25 protein-coding genes and 1 pseudogene are annotated in these 24,598 nt (G+C 62.4%); 7 read left to right on the forward strand and 19 right to left on the reverse strand.

What is annotated here, in order from left to right; genetic code table 11:
• Positions 1-81: 81 nt before the first annotated feature.
• From VT84_RS39700 to VT84_RS22005, 4 genes are all read right to left on the reverse strand, one after another.
• Positions 82-801 (reverse strand): DUF4921 family protein, encoded by a 720-nt coding sequence (locus VT84_RS39700; RefSeq protein ID WP_162271805.1) that lies wholly within the window; start codon positions 799-801, stop codon positions 82-84.
• A gap of 620 nt (positions 802-1,421) precedes the next feature.
• Positions 1,422-1,922: a hypothetical protein gene (locus VT84_RS21995; protein WP_082841005.1), complete on the reverse strand. Its 501-nt coding sequence runs from the start codon at positions 1,920-1,922 to the stop codon at positions 1,422-1,424.
• Positions 1,923-2,051: 129 nt separating this feature from the next.
• Positions 2,052-3,482, reverse strand: coding sequence for a DUF1501 domain-containing protein (locus VT84_RS22000; protein ID WP_157469701.1), 1,431 nt, complete (start codon positions 3,480-3,482; stop codon positions 2,052-2,054).
• A gap of 151 nt (positions 3,483-3,633) precedes the next feature.
• On the reverse strand, positions 3,634-4,650 hold the full coding sequence (locus VT84_RS22005) for a Kelch repeat-containing protein (RefSeq protein WP_082841007.1): 1,017 nt from the start codon (positions 4,648-4,650) through the stop codon (positions 3,634-3,636).
• Positions 4,651-5,113: 463 nt separating this feature from the next.
• On the opposite strand from VT84_RS22005, the gene bfr reads away from it, so the two are divergent.
• Positions 5,114-5,599 (forward strand): bacterioferritin, encoded by a 486-nt coding sequence (gene bfr, locus VT84_RS22010; protein WP_052552034.1) that lies wholly within the window; start codon positions 5,114-5,116, stop codon positions 5,597-5,599.
• Here bfr and VT84_RS22015 read toward each other — a convergent pair.
• A complete protein-coding gene (locus tag VT84_RS22015) occupies positions 5,557-5,829 on the reverse strand; it encodes a (2Fe-2S)-binding protein (RefSeq protein ID WP_052552037.1) in 273 nt (90 codons plus the stop codon). The genes bfr and VT84_RS22015 overlap by 43 nt on opposite strands.
• A 195-nt stretch (positions 5,830-6,024) precedes the next feature.
• Here VT84_RS22015 and VT84_RS41070 point away from each other — a divergent pair, with 195 nt between their 5' ends.
• The 3 genes from VT84_RS41070 to VT84_RS22030 all read left to right on the forward strand — a co-directional run bounded on the left by VT84_RS41070 (position 6,025) and on the right by VT84_RS22030 (position 9,384).
• On the forward strand, positions 6,025-7,635 hold the full coding sequence (locus tag VT84_RS41070) for a sigma-54 interaction domain-containing protein (protein WP_239465437.1): 1,611 nt from the start codon (positions 6,025-6,027) through the stop codon (positions 7,633-7,635).
• Between the two features lie 216 nt (positions 7,636-7,851).
• Complete coding sequence (locus VT84_RS22025) at positions 7,852-8,898, forward strand: DUF1559 domain-containing protein (RefSeq protein WP_052552042.1); 1,047 nt, start codon at positions 7,852-7,854, stop codon at positions 8,896-8,898.
• A 78-nt stretch (positions 8,899-8,976) separates the two neighbouring features.
• Positions 8,977-9,384 carry a hypothetical protein gene (locus VT84_RS22030; RefSeq protein WP_052552044.1) on the forward strand — a complete coding sequence of 136 codons (408 nt, stop codon included), beginning with the start codon at positions 8,977-8,979 and terminating at the stop codon, positions 9,382-9,384.
• A gap of 4 nt (positions 9,385-9,388) precedes the next feature.
• Here the strand turns inward: VT84_RS22030 and VT84_RS22035 are convergent, their stop codons facing one another.
• From VT84_RS22035 to VT84_RS22045, 4 genes and pseudogenes are all read right to left on the reverse strand, one after another.
• Complete coding sequence (locus VT84_RS22035) at positions 9,389-10,852, reverse strand: glycoside hydrolase family 10 protein (RefSeq protein ID WP_052552045.1); 1,464 nt, start codon at positions 10,850-10,852, stop codon at positions 9,389-9,391.
• A 10-nt stretch (positions 10,853-10,862) separates the two neighbouring features.
• Positions 10,863-11,786 carry an N-acetylglucosamine kinase gene (locus VT84_RS42360; protein WP_410000404.1) on the reverse strand — a complete coding sequence of 308 codons (924 nt, stop codon included), beginning with the start codon at positions 11,784-11,786 and terminating at the stop codon, positions 10,863-10,865.
• A 72-nt stretch (positions 11,787-11,858) separates the two neighbouring features.
• A pseudogene (murQ, locus tag VT84_RS42365) lies at positions 11,859-12,737 on the reverse strand (N-acetylmuramic acid 6-phosphate etherase); the annotation flags it as partial.
• A gap of 256 nt (positions 12,738-12,993) precedes the next feature.
• Entirely contained in the window at positions 12,994-14,508 is a 1,515-nt protein-coding gene (locus tag VT84_RS22045; protein ID WP_082841009.1) for a sodium:solute symporter family transporter, read from the reverse strand.
• Between the two features lie 514 nt (positions 14,509-15,022).
• Here VT84_RS22045 and VT84_RS39705 point away from each other — a divergent pair.
• The gene (locus VT84_RS39705) at positions 15,023-15,331 is read left to right on the forward strand and encodes an ArsR/SmtB family transcription factor (protein WP_162271806.1); all 309 of its coding nucleotides are present in this window, start codon (positions 15,023-15,025) and stop codon (positions 15,329-15,331) included.
• 100 nt (positions 15,332-15,431) lie between these two features.
• On the opposite strand, the gene VT84_RS22055 is transcribed toward VT84_RS39705, so the two are convergent.
• On the reverse strand, positions 15,432-16,181 hold the full coding sequence (locus VT84_RS22055; protein ID WP_082841011.1) for a glucose 1-dehydrogenase: 750 nt from the start codon (positions 16,179-16,181) through the stop codon (positions 15,432-15,434).
• Between the two features lie 92 nt (positions 16,182-16,273).
• Between VT84_RS22055 and VT84_RS22060 the strand changes: the two genes are divergently transcribed.
• On the forward strand, positions 16,274-16,861 hold the full coding sequence (locus tag VT84_RS22060; protein WP_052552055.1) for a TetR/AcrR family transcriptional regulator: 588 nt from the start codon (positions 16,274-16,276) through the stop codon (positions 16,859-16,861).
• Between the two features lie 164 nt (positions 16,862-17,025).
• On the opposite strand, the gene VT84_RS22065 is transcribed toward VT84_RS22060, so the two are convergent.
• From VT84_RS22065 to VT84_RS38765, 8 genes are all read right to left on the reverse strand, one after another.
• Positions 17,026-18,090 (reverse strand): LD-carboxypeptidase, encoded by a 1,065-nt coding sequence (locus VT84_RS22065; RefSeq protein ID WP_082841012.1) that lies wholly within the window; start codon positions 18,088-18,090, stop codon positions 17,026-17,028.
• 31 nt (positions 18,091-18,121) lie between these two features.
• Positions 18,122-18,799 (reverse strand): M15 family metallopeptidase, encoded by a 678-nt coding sequence (locus VT84_RS22070; RefSeq protein WP_052552061.1) that lies wholly within the window; start codon positions 18,797-18,799, stop codon positions 18,122-18,124.
• A gap of 28 nt (positions 18,800-18,827) precedes the next feature.
• Positions 18,828-19,268 (reverse strand): carboxypeptidase-like regulatory domain-containing protein, encoded by a 441-nt coding sequence (locus tag VT84_RS22075; protein ID WP_082841013.1) that lies wholly within the window; start codon positions 19,266-19,268, stop codon positions 18,828-18,830.
• Entirely contained in the window at positions 19,265-20,194 is a 930-nt protein-coding gene (locus tag VT84_RS22080) for a DUF1559 domain-containing protein (protein ID WP_082841014.1), read from the reverse strand. The genes VT84_RS22075 and VT84_RS22080 overlap by 4 nt, the downstream gene beginning before the upstream one ends.
• Positions 20,195-20,480: 286 nt before the next feature.
• Positions 20,481-21,533, reverse strand: coding sequence for a nucleoside monophosphate kinase (locus tag VT84_RS22085; protein ID WP_239465438.1), 1,053 nt, complete (start codon positions 21,531-21,533; stop codon positions 20,481-20,483).
• 408 nt (positions 21,534-21,941) lie between these two features.
• Positions 21,942-22,385 carry a hypothetical protein gene (locus VT84_RS22090; protein ID WP_052552071.1) on the reverse strand — a complete coding sequence of 148 codons (444 nt, stop codon included), beginning with the start codon at positions 22,383-22,385 and terminating at the stop codon, positions 21,942-21,944.
• A 7-nt stretch (positions 22,386-22,392) separates the two neighbouring features.
• The gene (locus VT84_RS22095) at positions 22,393-22,707 is read right to left on the reverse strand and encodes a Dabb family protein (RefSeq protein WP_052552074.1); all 315 of its coding nucleotides are present in this window, start codon (positions 22,705-22,707) and stop codon (positions 22,393-22,395) included.
• Positions 22,708-22,833: 126 nt separating this feature from the next.
• Positions 22,834-23,166, reverse strand: a complete 333-nt coding sequence (locus VT84_RS38765; protein WP_157469703.1) for a hypothetical protein — start codon at positions 23,164-23,166, stop codon at positions 22,834-22,836.
• Between the two features lie 157 nt (positions 23,167-23,323).
• Here VT84_RS38765 and VT84_RS22105 point away from each other — a divergent pair, with 157 nt between their 5' ends.
• Positions 23,324-24,103, forward strand: coding sequence for a hypothetical protein (locus tag VT84_RS22105; protein WP_052552079.1), 780 nt, complete (start codon positions 23,324-23,326; stop codon positions 24,101-24,103).
• A gap of 177 nt (positions 24,104-24,280) precedes the next feature.
• Here the strand turns inward: VT84_RS22105 and VT84_RS38770 are convergent, their stop codons facing one another.
• Positions 24,281-24,454: a hypothetical protein gene (locus VT84_RS38770; RefSeq protein ID WP_157469705.1), complete on the reverse strand. Its 174-nt coding sequence runs from the start codon at positions 24,452-24,454 to the stop codon at positions 24,281-24,283.
• Positions 24,455-24,598: the final 144 nt, after the last annotated feature.

The following is a 24,598-nucleotide window of genomic DNA, read 5'->3' on the forward strand; positions in this document are numbered from 1 at the left end:
GATGGGTGTTTTCGCAGCGCCCGCTCGAATCCACGACCTCTTGCACCCCAAGCAAGCGCGCTACTCGCTTCAGCCTACCAGTCACACCCCGTCCGGCAACGCGGCTCGTAACTGGCTTGCCGCCTGCTCCGGGGCAACGGTCGTGATGTGACAGCCGAACCCCCACTCCAAACCGGCCGGGCGTGCCGTGCGTGGGAGCACTTCGAGGTGCCAGTGATAGTACACGGGCGCGCCCGCGTGAAGCGGTGTCGTGTGAAGGAACCAGTTGTAGGCCGGGGAGTCCTGAACCGCGTCGAGGGCGCGCAAAACTGGCTTCAAGAGCGACGCCAGCTCCAGCGCCTCGCTGTCGGTTAGCGCCTCGTACCGCGGTTGGTGCGCGACCGGTAGCACCCACAACTCGTAAGCGAACCGCGGTGCGAACGCGGTCACAACAACGAAATTCGCAGATCGGGCCACCACACGAGAGCCGTCTGCGAGTTCCTTCTCAACGATGTCGCAGAACACACACCGCCCTGCGCGCGCGTAGTAAGCTTCTGCGCCGGCCAGTTCCGCGCGTGTCAGTTCCGGCACAATCGGGGTGGCGATGATCTGCGAATGCGTGTGGGCCAGCGACGCCCCCGCTTCGGCCCCGACGTTCTTGAACACAGAAACGTGTGCCAGTCTCGGGTCGCTCGCCAAAACTTGCATTCGCTCGCGATACGCTCGGAACACTTCGGCGAGTTGCTCGTCGGTAAGCCGCGTGGGATCGTCGACGTGCTCCGCGCACTCGATCAGAACTTCCGCGACACCCGTTGCGGGCATTGAGGTGAAGAAACCTCCCCCCCCGTCCCCCCTCCCTGAAGGGAAGGGGGAGCTGACACACGAAGTCTCAGAGGTTGGGGCTACACCCGACGACCATTCTTTCTCCCCCTTCCCTTCAGGGAGGGGGGACGGGGGGGGAGGTTGTGGCTGTAACCCCTCCCCAACCACTCCCCCAAGGGGAGAGGGGCTTAAAACCACCTTGAGTTCTGTTCCCCCTTCCTTCGCCGCCGGCCCGCGAGAAGCTCCGCTGACAGGACCGGCGCTCGAAGAGGCGAAGGGGGTTAGGGGTTTAGGTTGCCTTTGCTCCCCAGCAGGTCGTACCGCCGGGTACATATTTGGCACGATGCGGAGCTGCCAGCCGGGGCCGTTTGGCGCTGTTCCGGGATCGCGGAGGGCGTAGACCTCGTTCGGCGTCTCGTTCTCCTGACCGGGGCAGAATGGACACGGCCGCCCTTCTCCATTGGTACGATGTCGGGGAGCGTGGCCGCTCAACGCGATCGGGCGCAGTGCCCGCTGCGGAGCGATCACGACCCACCGACCGGTCACCGGGTCACAGCGCAATTCGGGATCAGCGTTCATGCAGGTAACGTAGGGCGCGACCGCGCCCGTTACTTGAACTGTCAGTGGTTGCAGTCCGCGCCGCCGCTCGTGGGCTGGACCGAGTTCCGGTTGAACACGGAAAGTGGTCCGCCAGCGGGTTGCACGCCCGACGGCGGATACTGAGTTTGGACCGTGGTACCCGTCGAAGCGGAATCGAGTTTGCGGTACGTGATCCGGTACTCGGTAGCTTCCTCTTGTTGTGCAGGCGTCGCGCTGATCGGCCGCTTGGCCGGGTACGCCTGGTTGCGCGGGTTGAGTGCTTCGTTCGTTTCCGGCAACGAGTTACGCGCGACGCGGCCGGTCGGAACCGTGCGTTCGTCGAGGATCTCGAAGTTCGGCCCGACGTGCTTCTCGATCAGTGCGAGGGCGGCTTTTCGATTGTTATTCGGCCAAGTGTCGGTGTCGTCCGGCACCGCGACGATACCCATATCGGCCTTTCTCTCAATGTATTTGGCTTGTGACGCGCACCCGCCCGTGGCAGCGGTGGCCGCCAATAACGCGAAAACGAAGGACCGCCTCATGACCTGCTTCCCCCGACGATTCGCGCGGCTTCCCCCGAAGTCGCCGGAATCTGCCGGGGTATAACAAACCGAGCTCTCGTGTCGAGGCGAGTTTCGCTACAACAAAACCAAGGTCATTCACCCGACACTTCACTCCACGGCTTTATCAATCACCGTACCGCCGACGTCCGTGAGGCGCTCGTCGCGCCCGCTGTGGCGGAACGTCAACTGCTCGTGGTCGAGTCCCAACAGGTGCAGAATTGTGGCGTGGAAGTCGTTGACCGAAATCGGGTCTTCGACAGCTTTTAGTCCGAACTCGTCTGTGGACCCGACAACGGTTCCGCCCTTCGCGCCGCCGCCCGCGAGCCACATCGTGTAACCAAGCGGGTTGTGGTCGCGCCCCTTACCGCCCTGGCTGTTCGGGGTGCGGCCGAACTCACTACACCACACGACGAGCGTGTCCTTCAACATCCCGCGCTGCTTCAGGTCTTTGAGGAACGCGGCGATCGGCCGATCCGTGTGACCACACATTTTCTCGTGGTTCGCGTTGATATCGTCGTGCGCGTCCCACTGCATCACGACCGGACCGCCCCCGCTGTAAACCGTCACGAACCGGACGCCGCGTTCCAACAGTCGCCGAGCCAGAAGCAGTCGCGTGCCGAAGTCGGCGGTTGCCTTGTCGTTCAAGCCATAGGCCGTTTTGGTCGCCTCGGTTTCTTTCGCGAGGTCGACCGCTTCGGGCGCTTCTTTCTGCATCTTGAACGCGAGTTCGTAGCTCGCGGTGCGTGCTTCCAGTTCCGCATCGCCGGCCGATTGTGCCGCGTTGAGCTTCTGCACGAGGTCGAACGCCCGTCGGTTCTGCTCCGCGCTCGTGTCCGTGGGCGGCTTCAGGTTGATGATCGGGCTTGGTCCGCGGCGCAACAGTGTGCCCTGATAAACCGGCGGCAGGAATGCCCCCGACCAGCACGGCGCGCCGCCCTCGGGCACACCCTCCGGTTGCGGCATGACACAGTAGGCCGGGAGGTTCTCGCTCACGCTGCCCAAGCCGTAGGTAACCCAACTGCCAATGCTCGGCCAGCCCATTAGGGTGCGCCCGCTGTGCAATTCGTACATCGCGGGCGCGTGAACGGTGTTGGTAGACCAGCACGAACGCAGGAAGCAGATGTCGTCCGCGCACGTCGCGAGGTGCGGCATGAGGTCGGACATCTCGACCCCGCTTTTACCGCGCTTCGAGAACTTCCGCGTGCTCGCAAGGAGCACTTCCTTCCCAGAGGTGAACTGGCTCTTGGGGCGCCCGGTCGATTCCGGGAGCGGTTTACCCGCCCATTTCGTGAGTGCGGGTTTGGGGTCGAACAGGTCCATCTGGCTCGGCCCGCCGACCATGAACATGAACAGAACGCGCTTCGCCGACGCTGGGAAGTGTGGCTTCTTCTGCGCGAGCGGATTTCCCCCCGCACGCGGCGTATCAGTTCCGCGCGCTTCTTGGTGGAGGAGCCAGTTCAGCGCGATACCGCCTAACCCGCCGCCGGAGCGAAGCAGGAACTCGCGCCGCGACGAAGCGGGAGGGATGTGCATGTTCATGGTGCCAGCGTACCCGCACCGAACAGGCGCCGCAAGAACTTCACGTGCGCGCCCAAATATCTCTCCGTAAGCGCGGTCCATCACTCGACACAAAAAGAAGAAGGAGCGACCACAGGGCCGCTCCTTCGCTGCGAACATAGTAGTTTCGAGCTTATTTCTCAGCAACCGGCTCACCGCGGGTCGCGATCGAAATCACTTCGAGCGAGTCCACGTTCCCGCCCCCGCCGGCGGCGGCACCGCCGAGGAGCACAACGCGGTCCGCGCCAAACGGCACGAGCCGGGCCACGATACGGGTCTTCGCCACCGCGCCGACCTTCTCCCACCCGTCGCCCGCAGCCGTCAGCCGGTACACCGGTCCTTCGGACGTGTTCAGGATGAGCTTGCCGTTCACCGTGCAGGCCGCAGGTGAGAACGCGACTCGCTCGCCGCCCGGCACTGCGGGGCCGGTGCTCCACTTCTCCGTCGCCACATCGAGCACGTCCACGCGCTTGTCTCCGCCCTTGGCGCCCAACCCGCCGAGGACGTACACCTTGTTCCCGACCGCCGCGGCGGTGAGCGCCCGGCGCTGGAATGGCTGCGGGATCGACTTCCACTCCGGCTTCGCGCTGGCGAGGTCGAGGACCAGGGCCGCTTCGGGCCATACCGGTTTCTCGTCCTTGCCCTTCATCTGCCACCCACCGACCACGACGAGCTTGTCGCCGACCGCTACGACGTCGTGCGACGAGCGCGGGACGGGCAGCGCGGCGATGTCTTCCCACTTGCCGGTCTTCGGGTCGAACCGGGCGCACGACGCGGTCGAATAGTTGTCGGACGCTTCACCGGGCGCGTTCCGCGGTTGCATCCCGCCGATGCGGTACACCTTCCCCTTGTGGGCGACGAGGTTCATGCCCTGGGCGATCGGCCCCGAGGGGAGTTCTTCCCATTTCGCGCCGCCGTCGAGTTTGATGCGGTGAAACGTGCCCAGAACGGACTTCGTGTCGTAGTTGTGCGTCTTCCCGGCGTGGCCGCCGTAGATGTAAACGTAGCCGTCGCACTCGATCGCGCCGAAGCTCGAAACGGCCTTCGGCATCGGCGGGAGTTCCACCGCCTTCGTCGGAGCGTCCGCAGCGAATGCGGGTGCGCTGAACGCGAGCAACGCGGCGAACGCGGCACGGAATCGGGTCAACATGGGTTCTCCAAGTCAATGAGGATCAATCGACTCCGAAAACACGGTGCTTGGGTGATGCACGCGAGAGATGTTACCCCGTCCGTGTACACAGCGGAAGTCAGCACCCGGGAACCACTCGTTGACGACAGTAATTAGTGGGTACCGCAGCACGGCTAGGAAATCTCTCAATGCACCGACGCTGAGGCGCCCTATGCACCGTGAAACTTACCGACCGCATTGCATACGGAGGACGGCAGCAGGCCCGTTACCGGCGGAAGCTAGCGGAACTGGCAAATCGTGAGAATCAATCTCAACAGTACCACTTCACTCTAGACGCAACTCAAACGCCGTCAACGACCGTGCGCAGAATTCCGGCGGCGGTCCGCTTCAATGTTCTCAGCTCAGCGCCCAACGAAGCGACTACGACAAGGAAAATCGCTATGACAACCCTGCTAATACTCCCGAACTCGCGAAGGGTACGACAATGCAAGGCAACCAAACCGTCATCGACGCGCTGAACCGCGCACTCACCATCGAGCTGACCGCGATCAACCAGTATTTCTGTCAGGCGAAGATGTGCAAGAACTGGGGCTTCATGAAGTTGGCCCGCAAGCACTACGAGGAATCGATCGGCGAAATGAAGCACGCCGAGAAGATCATCGATCGCGTGCTGTTCCTGGAAGGAACGCCGGAAATTGCCCGGTACGACGTGATCCGCGTCGGGACCGACGTGAAGGAACAGTTCGAGAACGACCTGAAGCTCGAGACCGGCGGCGTGACGGCTTACAACGACCTCGTTGACCTCTGCATTAAGGTGAAGGACAACGGGACGCACAAGCTCGCGCTCGAAATCCTGGCGGATTCCGAAGAGCACGTGGACTGGTTGGAAACGCAGTTGGGTCTGATTAACGCGGTGGGTCTGGAGCGCTACTTGGCGGAGCAGATTGCTGGGGACGAAGACGGCGAGTAAACGGCGAGGTAGGTGTTCAGTTCGCGGTGGCAGCAGGTGCACCCGTCGCCGGCTTCGGTCGCCTGGCGCACCTCCTTCACCGTGCGCAGCCCGAGAGCGACGATGGCGGTAACGATCGCCTGCTCCGTCACCCCGAGGCAGCGGCACACGACCCGATCGGGGCAGCTCCCGACGGTCGCGCAACTGCGACACGAGCCGGCGCACTCCTCCGCCGTTTGGCTCAATTCCATTGGCGTTGCCCATCCTGTTGAGATACAGTCTCAAGGCATCATACTTATGCCTCTCGATACGTGCAACACCAGGGCGCGAGAAATCTCGTGCTCTTGTACACTTTTCCGATTCCGACCACGAAGCGGAACAAAAACGGCGGTAAAATCACATCACGCATCGCTCGCACAGCGCCAGACCGTGTCATGAATTCGCGTATGCCCACACCACCCGCTGCACCCGGAGGCGGTCGCGGCTTTGTTACTTCGCCGGTCGCGGAGCGCGCCGCGGTGCTACTGGCCGTCGCACAAGCGGTCGCGGCACACACCGACCTCGGTGCCCTGCTCCGCGACCTCGCCGCCGCACTGGGTGCCCACCTTCCACGCGGGTACCTCAGCTTCGCCCTGCTCGAACTCCACTCCCACGCGGGAAAGTTGCAGTTCCTCGAACCACTCGGAGGCGCCGCGCCCCCCAAACCGGCTGATACACCGACCGAACTCCCCGCTGCGGAATCGCCCACCGCGCACGTCTGGGACACCCAGGAACCGTTCTGGCTCGATATTAATGCCGACGGCCGGTTCCGGATGCTTCGTGCGGCATTCGCCAAACAGGGCGTTCAGTGCGCGTGCTTCGTCCCGCTCACCACTCCGCGGTGCAAGCTCGGCGCGATGGGGTTCACGAGTTACCTTCCCGTCACCCCCGCCCCGGGCGACATCGACTTCGCGGTTCAGGTGGGCCGGCTGGTCGCCCTCGCGGTGGAAGGCGCACTCACGCGCCAAGAACTGGAACGCGCCAACGCCCGACTCGCGGCGGAAAAGCTCTACCTCGAAGAAGAAATCCGCACCGACCGGCGAATGGGCGAGGTCGTCGGCGCGAGTCCGGCGCTACACGAAGTACTCCAACAAGTGGGGGTCGTTGCGCCGACCGATTCTGCGGTGCTCATTACGGGCGAAACGGGTACGGGAAAGGAACTCGTCGCACGGGCCGTTCACCGACTGAGCGAGCGCCGTGATCGGACCTTCGTGAAGCTCAACTGCGCCGCGATCCCGACCGGTCTCCTCGAAAGCGAACTCTTCGGGCACGAGAAGGGCGCGTTTACCGGGGCCGTCGAGCGCCGGCTCGGGCGCTTCGAGTTAGCAGACGGGGGAACGCTGTTCCTCGACGAAGTGGGCGACATTCCCCCGGAACTCCAGCCGAAGTTGCTCCGCGTGCTCCAAGAGCAGGAGTTCGAGCGCCTCGGGAGCGCGAAGACAATCAAGGTGAACGTGCGACTGGTCGCAGCGACGCACCGAAACCTCGCGAAGTTGGTCGCGGAGGGGAAATTCCGGTCGGACCTTTATTACCGATTACACGTGTTCCCGGTCCATCTCCCGGCCCTCCGTGAGCGACACGAAGACGTTCCCGAACTCGTTCGACACTTTGTGGCGCTGTTCGCCCAGCGTTTCGGCAAAAAGATCGGAACGATCCCGCCCGAAACGATGGGCGCACTCGAACGGTACAGTTGGCCCGGCAACGTTCGCGAACTGGAACACTTGATCGAACGTGCGGTGATCCTCAGCGCACCCGGGGGCGAACTCCGCGTGCCACTCACAGATCTCATTTCGCCCGAACCGACTAACGAATCTATATCCGAAGCGCCGGTCCTTGCGACACGAGCGACCCTGCTCGAAAGCGAGCGCGAGCTCATTCGCCGCGCACTCGACGAGTGCGACTGGATCATCGGTGGCCCGAGCGGTGCGGCCGCGCGGCTCGGTTTGAAGCGCACGACGCTCCTGTCTCGCATGAAAAAGATGGGAATGACCCGGCCAGATCGAGGCAGTGTCGAATGATCGACACGGGCGCGCCGAAGTGACGACACGCCGACACGCATTTCGACACGACAGTTCTGTCACACTCCTCCGGACCAACACTCGTTACCTCATCGCAACACTTCACTCTTCGTTTCCTCAAAACGCGCTCACATTTCGGGTCAGTGATCTCATTGGTACGCGACGTGCATTAAGGGGATAAAGCCTCTGAAATCACTCTCTTCATCCGAGGTCGCCATGTCGCGTTCGCGTCGCGGGTTTACATTGATCGAGTTGTTAGTCGTAATAGCCATCATTGCCATCTTGATCGGTCTGTTGTTGCCGGCGGTTCAAAAGGTGCGCGAGGCCGCCGCACGCATGAAGTGCCAAAACAATTTAAAGCAGTTCGGACTGGCCGCACACAACTACGAATCGACGAACAGTACGCTCCCGCCCACTCAACACACCACTGTCATCGCGGGTAGCACGGTGTCGTCCGGGGCGCCGCTGCAAGCCCTGTTGCTGCCGTACTTTGAACAGGCGAACAAGTTCAACCAGTTCAACATGAACTACAACGTGAACAGTGACGCCGCGATTCACTCCTCAATTCCGGCACTCACCGGGGCCAATGCCGCGGCCCGCGCCGGCGACGTGCCCGTGTTCCTGTGCCCCTCGGACGCTTCGAGCGAAACGTATTTCGGGGCCGGACGGCAGAACTACTTCGGTTCGCTCGGGGCCTACGCCGGCTACCGTGGGGGTGGTGGCGTGAACGACGGGATCTTTTCCATCCCGTACCCTTCCGCCGGCCAAACGATGAAGGGGATCTCGATTCTGGGCGTATCCGACGGGACCAGTAACACGGTCATGTTCGCCGAGGTGATGCGCTCGACGACCCTGTACAACGCGGCCAGCGGCATCCGCGACCACGCCACGGTCATCATCAATAGCGGGAACACCGGGTACAACGAGACCGACGGAACCACGATCAGCATGTGCGTCGACGGCAGTAATTGGAGCAGTTCGATCAAGTACGTCGGCTACCAGTATTACCGAAACCTGCCGTCGAACTTCGTGTTCACCCACACCCTGCCGGTCAACTGGAACAAAAAGTCACCGACCGGCCAACGGTACAGTTGCGGGAGCACGTCGTTCGCGTCCATGCACATCGCGGCCAGCAGCTACCACACCGGTGGGGCGAACGCATGCATGGCCGACGGGAGCGTGCGGTTCGTGAACGAATCGATCTCGTTCACGAACTGGCGCGCGATGGGCACGCGGGCCGGCGGCGAAGTCGTTTCGGAGTAAATGTGCTCTGAATACCACACGCCCGCGGAACGTTCCGCGGGCGATTTTATTTCCCTACTTCCTTTCGAGTCCTTCTCAATGAGTCGCTTCGTATTGTTCCTCCTCGGCACACTCACACTCGTCGGCTGTTCATCGAATCAGAGTCAATCGACGTCACAAGGCCCCGGAGCGGACGCGGTCCTGCACGAAGTGGGCGGTCTCATCCAGATGTACAGCGGAGAGGCCGGTAAGGGGCCGAAGAAGGTCGCGGACCTGACCAAGTATCAAAACGGCTATCCCCTGGGGTTTCAAGCTGTGCAATCGGGCGAAGTGGTCGTCGTCTGGGGCGCGAAGATCGGTGGCGAAGGCGAAGCCGCATCCGGACCGACGAACGTGATCGCATACGAAAAGAAAACACCCACCGAAGGTGGGTGGGTGTTGTTCCAGAACACGACGACCAAGCAGATGTCTGCCAGTGATTTCGCGTCCGCACCAAAAGCACAGTAACCCGTTACTTCACGACGCACGGGGCGCTTTCGCGTGCCGTGTGGTCGAGGACAGTGGCTACCACGCGGCTCTTCTCCGAGGTGGGAAGAGTCGCGGTCTCATCGGCCGACAAGCCGTGAACGCTCGTGGTCCATGTCTCGCCCGTCTGTGTCCGCAGAACGACGAATCGCGTTCCCACAGCCGCCTTAACGCGGAGCACCGGCTTACCGTCGACCGTGTCGCGGGTCACATCCGGCTTCGCGGGGGGCTTTCCCTGAGCGAGCCACGGCGTTTCTGGCACGAGTGCGGGTTCCTCGTAGGTTTTCTTCAACTCGTCCGCGACCCCGCCAGAATTGCGCACAAGGGCCTTCATGCTAAAGTGGATTGTGCCGTCCGTGCTCTTCTGCTTCCGGGTGATCGCGATCTGATCAGTGACCTCCTTCGCGGGCCAGCTCTTCTCCTGCCCCGTCACGCGGCTCGTGTACAACCCCGGCCAGAGGTGCCGGTTTTTAGTATTTTCACCCACCCACCAGTTGAGCAACTTCGGGAAGCTCTGCTTTTCCTGAGCAATCGGCCAGTAGAGTTGCGGCGTGAAGTAATCGACCCACCCCTCGTTGAGCCACAATTTGGCGTCCGCGTAGAGGTCCGCAAACTGGTCCAAACCCGCAATGCCTGCGGGATACCCCGGGCGCCAGACCCCGAACGGGCTGATTCCCACTTTCACCCACGGCTTCGCCTTCTTCGTCTCGGTATACATCCTCTGCACGAAGGTGTTTACGGCATCGCGCCGCCAATCGTCGCGAGCCAGCTTTCCGCCGGCCTTCTGGTATTTCTCCCAGGTGTCGTCGTCGGGGAACGCGATGATCTTCCCGTCCGCGCCCTTTTCCTTGTACGGGTAGAAGTAATCGTCGATGTGAATGCCGTCGATGTCGTAACGTTTCACCACGTCGAGGACGACCGCGACCGAGCGGTCCTGTACCTCAACGTTCGTCGGGTTCATCCAGTAGTGCGTGCCGTAGGGCTTCGCGAGGTCCGGCCGCGTTTTGGTGATGTGGTCAGCGGGCGCGGCGGATTTGGCCGACGGGTGTCGTGCGCGGTACGGGTTGAACCACGCATGCAGCTCTAAACCGCGTTTGTGGGCCTCCTCGACCACGAACGCGAGCGGGTCGTAACCCGGCGATTTGCCCATCGTTCCCGTCAGGTACTCGCTCCACGGCTCCAGTTTCGATTCGTAGAGCGAATCGGCCATCGGCCGGACTTGGAAGATGACCGCGTTGAGTTTCAGTTCCACCGTCTTGTCGAGAATCGCGATCAGTTCCGCTTTCTGCTTCTCGGCAGGAAGGCCCGGCTTGCTCGGCCAATCGATGTTCGAGACGGTAGCGACCCAAACCCCGCGGAACTCGCGTTTCAGCGGTGGCGGCCCGTCTGCGGCCCTAGAAATGGGCGCGCAGAGGCCGAGGGCAATTAGCCCGACCAGATACCGACGCATGGCAGATCTCTCAGGAGGGAACGGAAATGCGGTCGAGGGCAAGGCGAACGGCACCTTCCGCCGGTTCGCGGACGAGCGTTACGGGAGCCGCGGACAGACCGCGATCCGTTAAAGCAGCCAAAAACCGTTCGCAGTAACCGGGACCAGAAACGAGTAACCCGCCCGCGAGCGCGATCGGGAACGAAGCCCCCAGATCGAGCGCACGAGCGGCAGCAGCAGCAGCAGCGGCTAGTTCGCACGCGGCCTCACGAACAATCGCATCTGCAACCGGATCACCGCTTTCGGCGGCTTCCAGCACGACCGGCGCGAGTGCGGCGAGCGAGGCCCGATCGCCCCCGCGATAAACCACACCAACTAACTCTTGAGGGCGTTTCAAACCGAGCACTGCGAGCAAGCGATCGGTGAGCGGGGTAACCGGTGCGCGCCCGTCAGCGGAACGCGCCGCGGCGCGGAGGCCAGCGAGTGCGATCGCGTAACCGCTCCCCTCGTCACCGAGGAGCGGCCCCCACCCGCCCGATCGCGCCGTGCGACCGTCCGGGCAACGAGCAAGCGCCATCGACCCGGTGCCGGCTACGATGGCGACCCCGGACCCGTTTGGCGTGCCAGCGGCCAACAGCAGCGCCGCATCTTCAATCACATCAACAGTTTCAGCCAAACGAGTACGAGCAGCCCACTCGCGAACAATTTCCTGGTCCCCGGGACGCCCGGCCCCGGCCAACCCGAGACACGCGGCCCGAACCGGCTGCCGCGACCGACCCGCCGCCGCGAACGCCCGCGTGGTCGCTTCATCAAGGGCTGCGAGCGCGCTGGAAGTGCCGACCGCGTGGCGGTTCGACGGCCCCGCTTCCCCGCGACCCAGCGATTTCCACCCGTCCGAGGTTCGTGCCGCGAGCAACACGATCGTGCTAGTTCCGCCGCCATCGACACCGAGCACGAGTTGTTCCGCGTTCGTCTTCGCGTGTCCGTTACCGTTACCGTGGTGTTTGCCGTTTTTGCCGTTCGTGCCGACCGCAGCGCGAACCAAGCCATTCGCCTTTCGCAAGCGTTCGCGGGCTTCATCCGCCGAAACGCCGGCCAACTGCGAAACGAGAGCCGTTTTGAGTTCGCGCCCGCAGTTATTGAGGAGCACATCTGCCGCGGATTGGTCTAGTCCGGTCGCTTCGCGGACGATGCGGTTGGTGCGTACTTTCAGTTTCTCATTGGTCGCACGCAGATCCACCATCAGGTTGCCGTAAGTCTTGCCGAGCCGGACCATTGCGCCGGTGCTGAGGATGTTCAACACGAGCTTCGTCGCGGTGCCAGCCTTCAACCTCGTGGAGCCGCTCAGGATCTCGGGACCGGCCACCGGCGCAATCGCGAGGTCGGCGCACGCGCTCACTTCCGAATCGTGATTACACGACAGCCCAATTGTGAACGCACCGAGCTTTCGCGCATGATTAATGGCAGTCAAAACATACGGCGTGCGTCCACTGCTCGCGATCCCGACCAGAACATCCGCGGCAGTTAGGGAAACCGCGGCGAGGTCGTTGAGCGCAAGGTCCGAGCGATCCTCGGCCCCTTCGATCGCGTTCGTGAGTGCTGTGGGTCCGCCCGCAATGAGGCCAACCACAAGCCCCTGCGGAGCGTTAAACGTGGGAGGGCACTCACTTGCGTCGAGAACGCCGAGCCGCCCGGATGTGCCGGCACCAATATAAACGAGCCGCCCACCGGCGCGCAACCGATCGGTGATTACTTCGATTGCTCGGGCAATTGCTTCCGCCTGCGAAGCAACGGCCGGGATGATTTTCGCATCCTCTGCGCACATCAACCGGACGAACTGAAGCGCGGAGAGTTCGTCCAGTTCGGACGATGCGGGGTTCCGTGCTTCGGTTTGAAGGTGATCCATTGATTAAACCGACCATCAAATGGTCGCCGCAGCGCGTTCGAGTTACCGGAGTCGATGCGTTCCGGCTATGCAACAGGCATGCCGCACAGGGCAATCTTGTGAGGTAGGCCGAAACTCACGAGCGGGCCAAAAATCATTCCGCTCATTGACGCCACCGGCCAACTTTCATCTCGAAACTTGCGGCCCTTCGAGTCCGTCACCGCGTTCATTGACATTAATAGATAATTCGTGTCTGCTCGAAATACTCAATCTATTTTTACGATTTTGAACTACGCCCCAAGATGCAGTCCCAAATAACAGCCATCAGAATCGTCGTTCCGGCCCCGATGGGTGCGAACCACGGGAACGCGAGCAGGGGTTCCTTATAAAACACCGGCGCCCACCCCGGAAGACCGGCCGTTAGTCCGGTCGACGGCAACCAAAGAGCAAAAACGGTCAGGAACCCGCACACCAGCCCGGCGAGCGCGGCCCGCGATGCGACCAACTTTCGCATCGTGCCGAGGAGGAACAGCCCGAGCAGCAACCCCATCGTAAGCCCTGCGACCTCCAGCACCCGATCGATCACACTCTTGTTCCCGCCGAACTTGTACGTGCCGTAAGCCACCGCCATCTGTGCGATCCCCCACACGGCGGTCATGACGCGCGACAGCATCACGTACCACCGCTCCGAGTGGCCCGGGCGCAGTGGGCGATAGAAATCGGTCACAACGGCGTTCGCGGAACTGTTCAGCGACGACGACAGCGTGGACATCGCCGCCGCGAGCACCGCCGCCACAAGTATCCCCACTACCCCCACCGGCATCTTCGTCACGATGAACAGGCCGAATACCTCGTCGTTCCGCACGCCCTTCGGCAAATCGAACCCGCCGGACCGGTTCAACAGGAACATCGCGACGCCGACCGACAGGAACAGGAGGAACTGCACGAAGACCACGAACCCGCTCGCAACGAGCGCGAACCGTGCCTGCCCCAGCGACCGCGCACAGAGATAGCGCTGCACCATGAGTTGGTCGGCCCCGTGACTCGCCATCGAGAACACCGCACCGCCGATGAGTCCGGCCCAGATGTTCAGTGCGACCGTCGGCTTAAAGACCGTGTCGATCACTTTGAACTTGCCCGCGGCTTCGCCTTCAATGAGAAACTGGTCCCACCCGCCCGGGAGCAACTTCAGCACGAAGACCCCCGCAAGCACGGCCCCCGCGATTTTGATGACGAACTGAATCAGGTCGGTCCAGATGACGGCCTTCATACCGCCGAGGTAGGTGTAAACGATCGTGACCACACCCACAACCACGATCGCCGGACCGATGCCGCCCAAGACGAACTGCAACAGCAGCGCGGTGAGGAAGATGCGCAACCCGTCCGCCACGGTCCGCGTCAGGAGGAACAAGCCGCTCGCGACGCGCTGCACGGACGGGTCGAACCGCTGCTTCAGTACCTCGTAAGCGCTGAACAACTCGCCGTTCATGTATTGCGGCAACAGTAGCCACGCGACCACGCACCGACCAATGATGTAACCGAACGAGAGTTGCAGAAACGTCAGGTTCCCGCCGTCCGGGTTGAACGCGACCCCGGGCACGCTCAAGAACGTGACCGCGCTGGTCTCGGTGGCCACGATCGAGACCAGGATCATGAACCAGCCGATGCTGCGCCCGCCCACGAAATACGTGCGCAAGTCCTTCTGGGCGCGAGTGAACCACACGCCGAGCAGCGTCATCCCGAGAATGTAAACCGCAATAATGGTGAGATCGAGCGCAGAAAGTTGGGGCATCGGCAATCCCGGCCGGTGAGTGGCTCGTACCGACAGGGCGCCGGTATGTCGAACAGGTAAGATCGCAGGCGCAATGCGAACCGCGTGCCGAAAGACCGGCGATTTACCGCGGTACACTCTGCTGCGAGACGGTGACGATCCTACCACAGCGCGCAGCTTAGCGACTCACTCACACTCACAAAATTTTAATTGTACAGATTTTGTTCAGCATTCGAGGTGCGTCTGAGTGACATAAAACCTACAATCTGTCTCAAACAGGCAAATGGAACGACCTCCCCGTACTCTTCTGTTCGTATATCGGCTCATAAGTCGTATTAATAACACGAAAGGTCGGAACCTTCTGCCGGTGTGCCCCAGAAAGTCACCGCGGAACACGGTGTTGCACTTGATGGCACTCACCCGACAGGTTCAACTGACAGAGAAGTCGCTGCGCGGGCCACCTGAACTTGTACGCCCCCCGAAGCGGGGGCACCGCGAGCTCGGTCCCACCCACCCCAAACCCCACAAAATGCCAATGCCGAAACCCACCTCCGCCCTCGAGTCGCAGGCCAACTGGATCTCCGCTGCCGGTGAGCCGACGCGCCTCGCGCTGATCCGCGCGCTAGCGGCCGGCGAGAAGACCGTGACGATGCTCGCGCGCGAGTGTCAGACCGAAATGGTGAACGTGTCGCACCACCTCAGCATCCTGAAATCGGCCGGGATGGTGACCGCTCAAAAGGACGGGCGGTTCATGCTATACAGTCTGGTCGGGGCCGCGGCCACGGGCGCCTTACTGGAAATGACGCACTCGTCCGGGGCCAAAGTGATCGTACCGCTGGCCTAACACGTTGCAGACAAATTATTTCAAACGAAACACGACTCTTCGCTCCAGTTGTGAACGTCTTGTTCACAACTGGCGACTACTGACCTTCCTCAACTACCCATTAGCGAACACCGCCACTCGCGAGGAGTTGCTCGCCGGTCAGCCAGCCGGAATCGTCGGAGGCGAGGAACACGGCGATCTTGGCAATGTCATCAACCTTCCCGCCGCGGCCGAGCGGGGCCTGTTTCACCGTCTCCTTCTCCATCTCCGAACCGATGACGCCCGCGCTTACCGTCCCCTCGGTCTCGATCAGCCCGGGGTTCAGGGCGTTCACCCGGATGCCCTTCGCTCCGAGTTCCTTGGCCAGCACCCCGGTGATGGCATCCACCGCCCCCTTCGTTCCGGTGTAGACGGCACTTTGCGGCGGGGTGATACGGGCGACCACCGACCCGATGTTGATGATGCTCCCGCCCGCCTTCAGATGCTTGACGGCGGCTTGTGTGATGAGGAGGAGCCCGAGGACGTTGATGTTGAACTGGCGGTGGAAGTGCTCTTCGGTGATTTGCTCGATCGCGCCGAACTCGTACACCCCGGAGTTGTTCACCAACACGTCGAGGCGGCCGTAGTTCTTGATCGCCGCCTCGATGATTGCCTCGGCATCCGTCTTCTTCGACACGTCCCCGCCGACCGCGACGGCCTTGCCACCCTTGCTCGTGATGTCGGCCACGACCTTGTCCGCACCCGCCTTGCTGGATGCGTAATTCACTACGACCGCTGCGCCTTCGGCAGCGAGTCGCCGGGCGATCTCGGCCCCGATGCCCTTCGATGCTCCCGTCACCACCGCGACTTTACCGTTCAGCTTGCCGGACATGACCGTCTCCTTTTGGAACGTTGTGTACCGTGGAGTACAATACTGATGTCTGAGCCTTTCACGCCCCCAAAATTTTCTCCGTGAGGTGCGATATGGGGCGTCCGCGCGAGTTCGATACCGACAAAGCGCTTGATCGCGCGCTGGAAGTGTTCTGGCGCCACGGGTACGAAGGCGCGACGATTCCGGACCTGACCCGGGCAATGGGGATTAACCGCCCCAGCCTCTACGCGGCATTCGGAAACAAGGAAGCGTTGTTCCGTAAAGCGCTGGAACGCTACCAAACCGGCCCGATCGCGTTCGTTCACTTGGCACTGGCAGAGCCGACCGCTCGAAAAGTGGCAGAACGTTTGTTGTGCGGAGCAGTGCAACTCGTGACCGACACGAGTAAGCCGCGCGGGTGCATGGTCGTGCAAGGTGCCCTAGCATGTGGTGACGATGCGGAACCGATTCGGCGCGCGCTAACCGAATACCGAGAAGCCGGGTTCACGGCGATCCGCGCCCGATTCGAGCGCGCAGTATCAGAAGGCGATCTGCCCAAGGGAACGGACTGCACAACTCTCGCTCGATACATCGCCACGGTGTTGAATGGACTTGCTGTGCAAGCTGCGAGTGGAGCATCCGCGGACGAACTGCGGCGCGTGGCGGAACTCACCGTGCGCGCCTTCCCGACTGAAGGATGAGGCTCGCGGCTCCTGGCAAGCCGGGGCACAAGGTTTGCGCGTTCACCGCCTGCGAGTGCCTGTAAGCGAAGTTCCACACTTCGAGCAAGTAGACGGGCTGTTCAAACAAAAATGGGCCGCACCAGGCGGCCCGAATCACTTCTTCACCTTCTGCATTTCGTCGTTTACCGTTTCGCGTCCAAAGCAACTGGATTTTCGAGCACACGGACCGTCAGTGCGTCCGCGTCGATCTCGATCAGCCCGCCGTGCGGGAGGGTCGCATTGAATGGCGTGTGGCCGATCGGGAAGTTGGTAATCACCGGCACTTTCCGGTTCCCGAAGTATTCGCGGATCACGGTATCCAGCTCCTTCTCGTCCGATCCGTCGAACGTTCCCAAAACGAACCCGGCGAACTTGTCGAGTAACCCGGCCAACTTCAGCTGGGACAGCACCCGGTCAATGCGGTACGCCTTCTCGCCCGTGTCTTCGAGCACCAGGATGTTACCCTCCGCTTCGATCTCGTAGGGGGTGCCCATCGTCGCGCCGACCAGTGTCAGGTTACCGCCCACCAGTCGGCCCTTCGCTTTGCCGGCCACAAGGCGCTGCGGCTTCGGCCCGTTTTGGGGCAGCGCAACGGCGTACCCGTTCTCGCCCTTCGGGTACAGGTCCGCGCGCACGGTCCGCCAGAACACCTCGGACGAGTACCCGAACCCCTCGTCGTCGCGGTACAGGCCGTACTGCGGCATCGGGGCGTGGAACGTGATCACCCGACACTTTTTCGCGACCGCGAGGTGAAGCGCGGTCAGGTCCGAGAACCCGACGATGATCTTCGGGTTCTCGCGAATCGCGGTGTAATCGATGCGGTCCAGGATGCGCGTCAAACCGTACCCGCCCTTCACCGAGAACACAGCCTGAACCGTTTTGTCCTTGATTGCCGCGTTGAACTCCGCGGCTCGGTCCTCGTCGGAGCCGGCCAAGTACCGATCCTTGCGTGCGGTAAGAGTTGGGGGGACTTTCACCTTGAACCCCATTTTCTCGAACCGTTCCTTCGCCTTTGCGACCTTCTCGGCGTCCGCCGGACCCGCAGGGGCCACAAACGCGATCGTGTCGCCCACACGGAGAGCCGCCGGACGAATCCATTCCGCGCGCTCGGACGCGGACACCGTTGGAGGCGCAATTGGGAACGCCGCAGAACCGGCAATCGCAACGAGAGCCAGGACCGGCAATGTGCGGATCAGGGGGGCAATCATGAATAATCTCAAGCGTTGTGGCTCGCCCGCGTCACTTGGCGGGCGGGGCCGGTTTCTCGAAGTGCTGGTAGTCTTTGAGCGACTTCCAGTTTCCGCCCCACTCCCACCCGCGTGCGAGAAACGCCTTGGCAAATGGGTGATCGGCGGTCAGTGTACCGGGAGCCTTCGGATCGTATTTCGAGTCTTGCGGAAGGGTCGTTTTACCCTTGATGTACGGGTTCTGCACCGGGTTGATGTCGATCGCGCGCCCGAGGGCGTGCTTCGACAGCGACGTGCCGCCGGTCACCTCGCGATAGTTGAACGCGGAGGTGTTGTTCGCGGCCATTGACAGGTCATCGTCCCACTTCTCGTTCTTGCGGAACTTCGCGTGCGAAACCGGGATCACGGACCGGATCGGGAATTTTTCCTTTAGCGCGACCTCGAACACCTCGACGATGTCTTTCTCCAGATCCTTGTCCACAACGAGTTGCCCGCGGTGGACCTTCTCGTCGAAACCCCAGTACGTCACGGTAACGATCTTTTGCCGCTCGCGGAGATCCTTCGGACAGCGGCGGTCGAGGCCCTCAAAGGCTTCGTCAGCGGTCATTTTGCTGTCGATGATCGGATCAGACGTTGTGCCGGCAGGTTCGGCGGGCACCGGGCGCCCGATTGCGGGCACCAGTGCCAGAGCAAAAACAACCCACACGAGCGCGGGTACGGTTCTGTTCATCCGACTCTCCCTCGTGTGGGTACCACGATCACTTCAGGTCGATGTCGAGCGGCTGACCGGACTTCGCCTCGCCCGTGAGTTCCGACTTATTCGGGTCGCCGTACTTGTCCGGAATCGGGAACCAGCTCTTGATGACCTCCGGCGCTGCCGGGGGGATGTTGAGCGGGGGCTTGTCGTCGTCGCCGTCGCGCCCGCCAGCAGATTTGCGTGACGGCTCGGACCCCGGTGGAGGTGGACTGGACACGGCTACCTTCACCGGTCCCGGGCGCACCCCGCTGACCCGGTACGTGCCGTCGGGTTGGATCTGCCCCGACTTCGGCGCGCCCGCGGCGTCCAGAACGACGACCGTTCCGAAAGCCACCGGCTTACCCCTGTAAGTCACTTTGCCGGACACGTCCGTGGTCGGTTCGCCGCACCCGGCAAGTGCCAAGACCGTGATCAGAACAGCAGGTCGGATGAATCGGGTCATTCGGAGATCACCTCGCTCATAGCGCGCGTGGACATGGCGGTGATAACCGTCGGCCCGGCGGAGTATTGGAAGAACCGAACCGAGCCGTCCGCCACCGCGAAGTTCCCCCCGCCGGTGTGGTACGACCAGAAGTGGTACCCGTCGCACTGGCGCGGCGGCGAGGCCGGAGCCTGGAAGTACATCGGGAACGGGCACGCCCCGACCGAGTCACTGGTCCCGAGAGAAGCGGTATCGGCCGACGTGTACTGCGCCCAACCGATGCTATCGAGGTTCGGCGATCCGGCCATTACCCACCCCCACTGCAAGTCCTTGGCTGCGGGGCGCTCGGCGAACGCGACCGTGTTGCTCAGCCCGTCGGTTACGGACGAAAAGTTGATTTTCACGGGTTTCCCGGTCAAATCCGTCACGGCCATGATCCCGGTGTCGATGCCGAACCCAGCAGGAGACGCCTTCCAGTCGCTCCGCTGGCGCCCGGTGACACCCAAGTAGCTCCCCAAAGCGATGACGTTGACCCCGCTCGTGACGGTTGTGGGTTGCGTGTTGCTCGGGCAAATGTACGTCGGAATCACGCGCGGGCGGACCAGTGTGAAGTAGTCGGCCCGGGTGGGAATCGTTTGCTTGGCGATATTGTCCTGCTCGATGTAGGGGAGCAGAACGAAGGACCAGTTTTCGGTGTACCTGCGCGGGTCCGTGGACGCTAACCCGGCGGGGTAGTACGGCGGGAAGCGATCGTTGGCGTCGTGGTAGGTGTGCAGCGCGAGCCCGAGCTGCTTGAGATTGTTACTGCACTTCATCCGGGCCGCCGCTTCGCGAACCTTCTGCACGGCCGGCAACAACAGTCCAATGAGAATCGCAATGATTGCGATTACCACCAGCAACTCAATGAGCGTGAAGCCCGATCGCGTTTTCGTGGGCTGAGCGGACATAACGTGTACAGCCTTGAGGCGAATGGAGTGACAAGGAGAGGTGGGTTAGTGCGCAAGTGCAAGTCCGATGCCACAATCCGATTTGCGGAAGCACTCTTCAAAAACTCGCGGTTACTGCATCTGCCCGACATGACAAAGTGTCGAAGTGTCGATTATTCGCCACTGGCGCGTCGGTATTTCGTCACGTCCAAAATTGTCGCTCCACTACTGACAAAGCACCAAAGACAAAGCTCGCGGGTATAAACCACCCGCGAGCTCGGGTATCTTCAACCGAACTCACGATCCGTCAGTGTCCGCGGCGGATGTCAGACGGTGGGTACCGAATCTCGATCTGGAACACTTTCTTCGTCCGACAAATGATCTCCCACGTCTGCGGGTCGACGCGCATGGGCACGTCGATCCGGTGGATGTCCACGGTTACGTGGAACCCGCGCTCGGAGAACACATCGATCATCATCCGCAGCGCCACCGGTTCATCGAGCAGCGCCTCTTCACTGTTGATCTGCGCGTGCCCGGACATCGCGTGCGCTTGGACGATCGGGAGCAGTTTCGACTCGATCAGTTCCACCACGCCCCGAAACAGGTCCGGGTTCTCGCGCCCGTACTGCTCCAACCGGCGCACCAGTTCCTGCCGCGCGTGCCGCGCCAGTTGGGTCGCGATCGGGATGTTCTGGATCAGCGCGAACACTTCCGGGCTGAGTTCGAGCGAGCTTTGGTACGCAAACTCCCGAACAATATTGCGCTGCACCTCGGGCAGGTCGCCCTCGGCGTCGATGAAGTGGAAGTGGAAGATCTGGCGCAGCGACTGAAGTGCCTCGAACGTCGTGTCCTTGAAGCCCTTGTACCGTTTCCGGCACAGCCCCGGGTCGAGGTCCGTAACGCGCTCTTCCAAGAGTTCCCCGACCGCGGACTCGCGCACCTGCCGGTTGTGTTCCCGGATCACCCGCCCGCGTTTCAGTTGGCGCTCGACGCTCACCTCTTCCGTGACGAACAGCAGCGCGATGCGGAACATCGGCTTGTTCGCGTCCTGGGTCGAGTCGTCGCGCCCCCCGAGATCGAGCATCGCGTGGTAGAAGAGTTTCAGGAACTCCACCTGGACCTTGGTCCGCGGGAACCCGTCAATAATGACGCCGTCCCGGTACCGCGGGTCGAGTAGTTCTTCGAGCAACAGCGCGATGACCTCACGGTCCCCGACCATCTGGCCCGCGTTCTTGAGCGCGACCGCTTGCGGCGCGGTGAGGAGGCTGCTGATGACGATGGGCGGTGCGGTGATGTCGCGTGCGCGCGCGATGAACGGCGTGTTGGTGCCCTTCCCCGCCCCGGGCGCCCCCCGAGCCAAATGAACTCGTTCGGGAACCGCACGTCGCCGGCGTGGTGCTCCAACAGGTCGGCCCAGACCGCCGAGAAAATGAGTTGCGCGTCCTTGATTTCTAAGTCGGCGCTCGGTGGGGCGGTCGCGCGGGGCGCGGGGCTCGGGACGGGTTCGCTCACGGGAACTCCGGGGCAGGCGGGCAACCTTGAATGTGCGGCGCGCGGAACCGTGATGAACGAACCGGCGCTCAGAACCGGGTTCAGTGTAGCGTCCGAGTAATGGAGAACCAACGATGGTCCCGATAGAACGAGCGCGGGCTCGAGAACGGCCCCGTCACAGTGTGACCCGCGAAGTTTCGGAAGCGCAGTCCGCGGGGCTCGGGCGCGATTCCGGCCGCAAGAAGGGCTTGCTCGTCGGCACTTTGCTACGGGCCACTCAGGGCTTCGGTGCGTCGCCTTCTGCCGACCCCTTGGTGGCCACCTCCCAGAACAGCTCGCGGCCCGCGGCGAAGACCTCGCTGGCACGGAAGTCGAACACCTGGGCCGTCTCGCCCGGCTCCAGGCCGATCGAGTCGAGGGTCACGTAGAACAGGCCGTTGTGGTAACCGATCCGGGCGTCGGTGATCTTCGACTTGGGCTGCGAGGGGCGCATCTGGAAGCGGAACTCTTCCACGCCGTTGAGCCGCAAGCGGAGCCGCACGTGGCGCGGGTCTTTACCCAGATCCGTAATCGCCTCGCGCACGCGCGTGTGGAACTCTACGGTCACCACACGCGCGCCCTTGTGGACCACCTTCACGGCGCGGAGCCGGCCGCCGATGAACCGGTAGGCGCGCAAGAACTTCGCGACTTCGTGCGGTTGCAGGCGGGTCATTTCGGACATGGGGAACTCACACCAGTGAATCGAACACCCGAACGGCGGCCCAGCTCGGCTTGTTCTCTTCAATGAACTTGTTGTGCGTCGCGTCGTCCTGATAGGCGTCGTGGGCCGCCTTGTCCACGAACACCAGGTGCAGCCCGACGTGCCAGTCGCGGTCGTTCACCGGGCGGTCGAGTTCCGCGCACAGAGAACCGGCCGCAAAAAACACGATACCGGGTTGCACGTTCAGGTACTTCTTGCAGGCGTCGACCAGTTCCTGAACCTTGGCGGGCGCAGGATCCTTCAACTTGAAGAACACGTTGTGGGCCAGTCGCGGAGAGGACATTACGGTGGGCCTCGCGGTTCGCGGTGAGTTTCGGCGGGCGGAACCCGCTCCATCACATCGTAGTGGCGCCCGGCGCGGTCGGCGCCCCGCACGCTTGGTCGTTTCCGCGGGCCTCAAGGCGACGAGTCAATTATCCGGCGCGTACAGGTAAATCTCGACTGTATCGTCGGCAAAAACATGGAATTCTTCGACCTCCCGGCCCGTCTCCGGCAGACTGATTCGGGCCGTGAGAGCGGCTACGGCCGCGTAGAACCGCTCCCGGTCGGCGAAGACGTCACCGGTTCGGGCCACCTCGCGCTGGTACTCTTCGTCACCCTGATGGGCTTCTTCAAAGGCCCCGCGACACACCTCGAACCCGGCTTCGGGCACGAATCGACCGAACACGCAGTTCCCGTCGCGCTGGGACACGACAATACGGCCGACCCGCTGACCGTCCCAATGCACGGCAAGATCCGTCACGATTGCTCTCCACCCGAGCTACCCACACCAAGCGGCACCGATCGCACCATCGACCGCAAGATTAATGATCTCCACAATTAATGTCACAGTACATAGTAAATGTGGTGCGAACCTGCACAACAGCACGATTTCGATCCCCATTCTGGAACTGCGCCCAATGCCGACCGAACTCCAGCGCGTCCGTCAGAGCCTTCGCCGTCGCGCCCGACTCTTGCGGTCCGTGGAAATACGTCGCGCGGCCCGCAGGGGCTTCGACCTGGTACACTTCGGCTCCGGACCGGTGGAACGACTGTGTGCGGCCCTGATTCTCGCGGCCCTGTTCGTGTTCGTTACGCTCGCCGTGTCGCTGATCGCGAAGTTGGGGCCAACTTACGGGTTGGCTCTCGCGGGGATCGCGTTCCTGTCCGCACTCGGGGCCAGCGCGGTCCTGGTACTGTGGCCCCGGAATGACAGGGTACTGGAAACCGAGCGCAGGCAGTTGAGGGACGATATCGTCGCGTTACGGGCGCGCGAAGCGGACTTGCTCGATGCGATGGAAGAGGAACTGGTCAAGCGAGAAGACGCCCGGCACCGGGGAATCGACCGGGACGCGCGATCGCGGACGAGACCGTGCCCCTACTGCCGGGAAGTGATCTCGGCCCGCGCGCTCAAGTGCCGGTTCTGCGGGGAATTCGTTGACGAAGAATTGGCCCGTGAGCGGCAGCGGGCGTGGAACCCCGGAATTGCCGCGGCCCTCAGCTTCATCATCCCCGGACTGGGCCAGGTGTATAAGAGCCAGGTTCTCGGAGGGCTCGTATGGTTTTTCGTGATCGACTGCGTTTACGCGGGTAGTTTCGTTGGAATGTACATTTGCTGCATGGGGCTTCTCACTCTTCCCGTGGCCGTCATCCTCCACGTCGTCTGCATATTCGATGCGGCCGCAAGCAGTACCGCGTGACGTGTACTCCGCGCTCTGGTGTGGTGGGGCTACGCAACAAGAAGAGTTGCTGATGTGCTGAACTATCACCGCCCGACGCGCCCGCTCCGTTTCGGTCACGGGCAGGCGCATCGGGCGTGAGTGTTCTGGCCGTGGTGATTCAACTTGGGCTGTGCGGCCGTGGCCACTCACCGTGCGTCACTCGGACCAGTTGCTGTCCCACTCAACCGTGTAGTGAACGCTCGCCACCATCGGTTCGGCGGTGGCCGCGGGGTGTTGCCCTTCCGAAGTGCCGCCGAGAGTTCCACCCGACGGGCGCATCTCGTGTGCCCGCGTCCCGTGCGGGTTGTCGGTCCGTGTGTCGTCGCTCATGGTATCGCCCCGCAAAAGATGGTGCCCGAACAGCCCCGGCGAACCGCGCCGGCAATTAATCATCGTGCAAGACCACACATTCTTTGCCCGAAGTTGCGACTCTTTCGCGTTGTTTCGGTACACGACGGTACTGAATGGTGGGGT

It is taken from the genome of Gemmata sp. SH-PL17 (assembly GCF_001610855.1).
GTDB classification, from domain to species: domain Bacteria; phylum Planctomycetota; class Planctomycetia; order Gemmatales; family Gemmataceae; genus Gemmata; species Gemmata massiliana.

Coding starts and splice junctions, on each gene's coding strand:
- bfr (WP_052552034.1), top strand. CDS start 5,114: ATGCAAGGCAACCAAACCGTCATCGACGCGCTGAACCGCGCACTCACC.
- VT84_RS22105 (WP_052552079.1), top strand. CDS start 23,324: ATGCCGACCGAACTCCAGCGCGTCCGTCAGAGCCTTCGCCGTCGCGCC.
- VT84_RS22065 (WP_082841012.1), bottom strand. CDS start 18,090: ATGATTGCCCCCCTGATCCGCACATTGCCGGTCCTGGCTCTCGTTGCG.
- VT84_RS22075 (WP_082841013.1), bottom strand. CDS start 19,268: ATGACCCGATTCATCCGACCTGCTGTTCTGATCACGGTCTTGGCACTT.
- VT84_RS22025 (WP_052552042.1), top strand. CDS start 7,852: ATGTCGCGTTCGCGTCGCGGGTTTACATTGATCGAGTTGTTAGTCGTA.
- VT84_RS39700 (WP_162271805.1), bottom strand. CDS start 801: ATGCCCGCAACGGGTGTCGCGGAAGTTCTGATCGAGTGCGCGGAGCAC.
- VT84_RS22080 (WP_082841014.1), bottom strand. CDS start 20,194: ATGTCCGCTCAGCCCACGAAAACGCGATCGGGCTTCACGCTCATTGAG.
- VT84_RS22070 (WP_052552061.1), bottom strand. CDS start 18,799: ATGAACAGAACCGTACCCGCGCTCGTGTGGGTTGTTTTTGCTCTGGCA.
- VT84_RS22055 (WP_082841011.1), bottom strand. CDS start 16,181: ATGTCCGGCAAGCTGAACGGTAAAGTCGCGGTGGTGACGGGAGCATCG.
- VT84_RS22090 (WP_052552071.1), bottom strand. CDS start 22,385: ATGTCCGAAATGACCCGCCTGCAACCGCACGAAGTCGCGAAGTTCTTG.
- VT84_RS22045 (WP_082841009.1), bottom strand. CDS start 14,508: ATGCCCCAACTTTCTGCGCTCGATCTCACCATTATTGCGGTTTACATT.
- VT84_RS22030 (WP_052552044.1), top strand. CDS start 8,977: ATGAGTCGCTTCGTATTGTTCCTCCTCGGCACACTCACACTCGTCGGC.
- VT84_RS21995 (WP_082841005.1), bottom strand. CDS start 1,922: ATGAGGCGGTCCTTCGTTTTCGCGTTATTGGCGGCCACCGCTGCCACG.
- VT84_RS41070 (WP_239465437.1), top strand. CDS start 6,025: ATGCCCACACCACCCGCTGCACCCGGAGGCGGTCGCGGCTTTGTTACT.
- VT84_RS38770 (WP_157469705.1), bottom strand. CDS start 24,454: ATGAGCGACGACACACGGACCGACAACCCGCACGGGACGCGGGCACAC.
- VT84_RS22035 (WP_052552045.1), bottom strand. CDS start 10,852: ATGCGTCGGTATCTGGTCGGGCTAATTGCCCTCGGCCTCTGCGCGCCC.
- VT84_RS22000 (WP_157469701.1), bottom strand. CDS start 3,482: ATGAACATGCACATCCCTCCCGCTTCGTCGCGGCGCGAGTTCCTGCTT.
- VT84_RS22015 (WP_052552037.1), bottom strand. CDS start 5,829: ATGGAATTGAGCCAAACGGCGGAGGAGTGCGCCGGCTCGTGTCGCAGT.
- VT84_RS22060 (WP_052552055.1), top strand. CDS start 16,274: ATGGGGCGTCCGCGCGAGTTCGATACCGACAAAGCGCTTGATCGCGCG.
- VT84_RS39705 (WP_162271806.1), top strand. CDS start 15,023: ATGCCGAAACCCACCTCCGCCCTCGAGTCGCAGGCCAACTGGATCTCC.
- VT84_RS22095 (WP_052552074.1), bottom strand. CDS start 22,707: ATGTCCTCTCCGCGACTGGCCCACAACGTGTTCTTCAAGTTGAAGGAT.
- VT84_RS22005 (WP_082841007.1), bottom strand. CDS start 4,650: ATGTTGACCCGATTCCGTGCCGCGTTCGCCGCGTTGCTCGCGTTCAGC.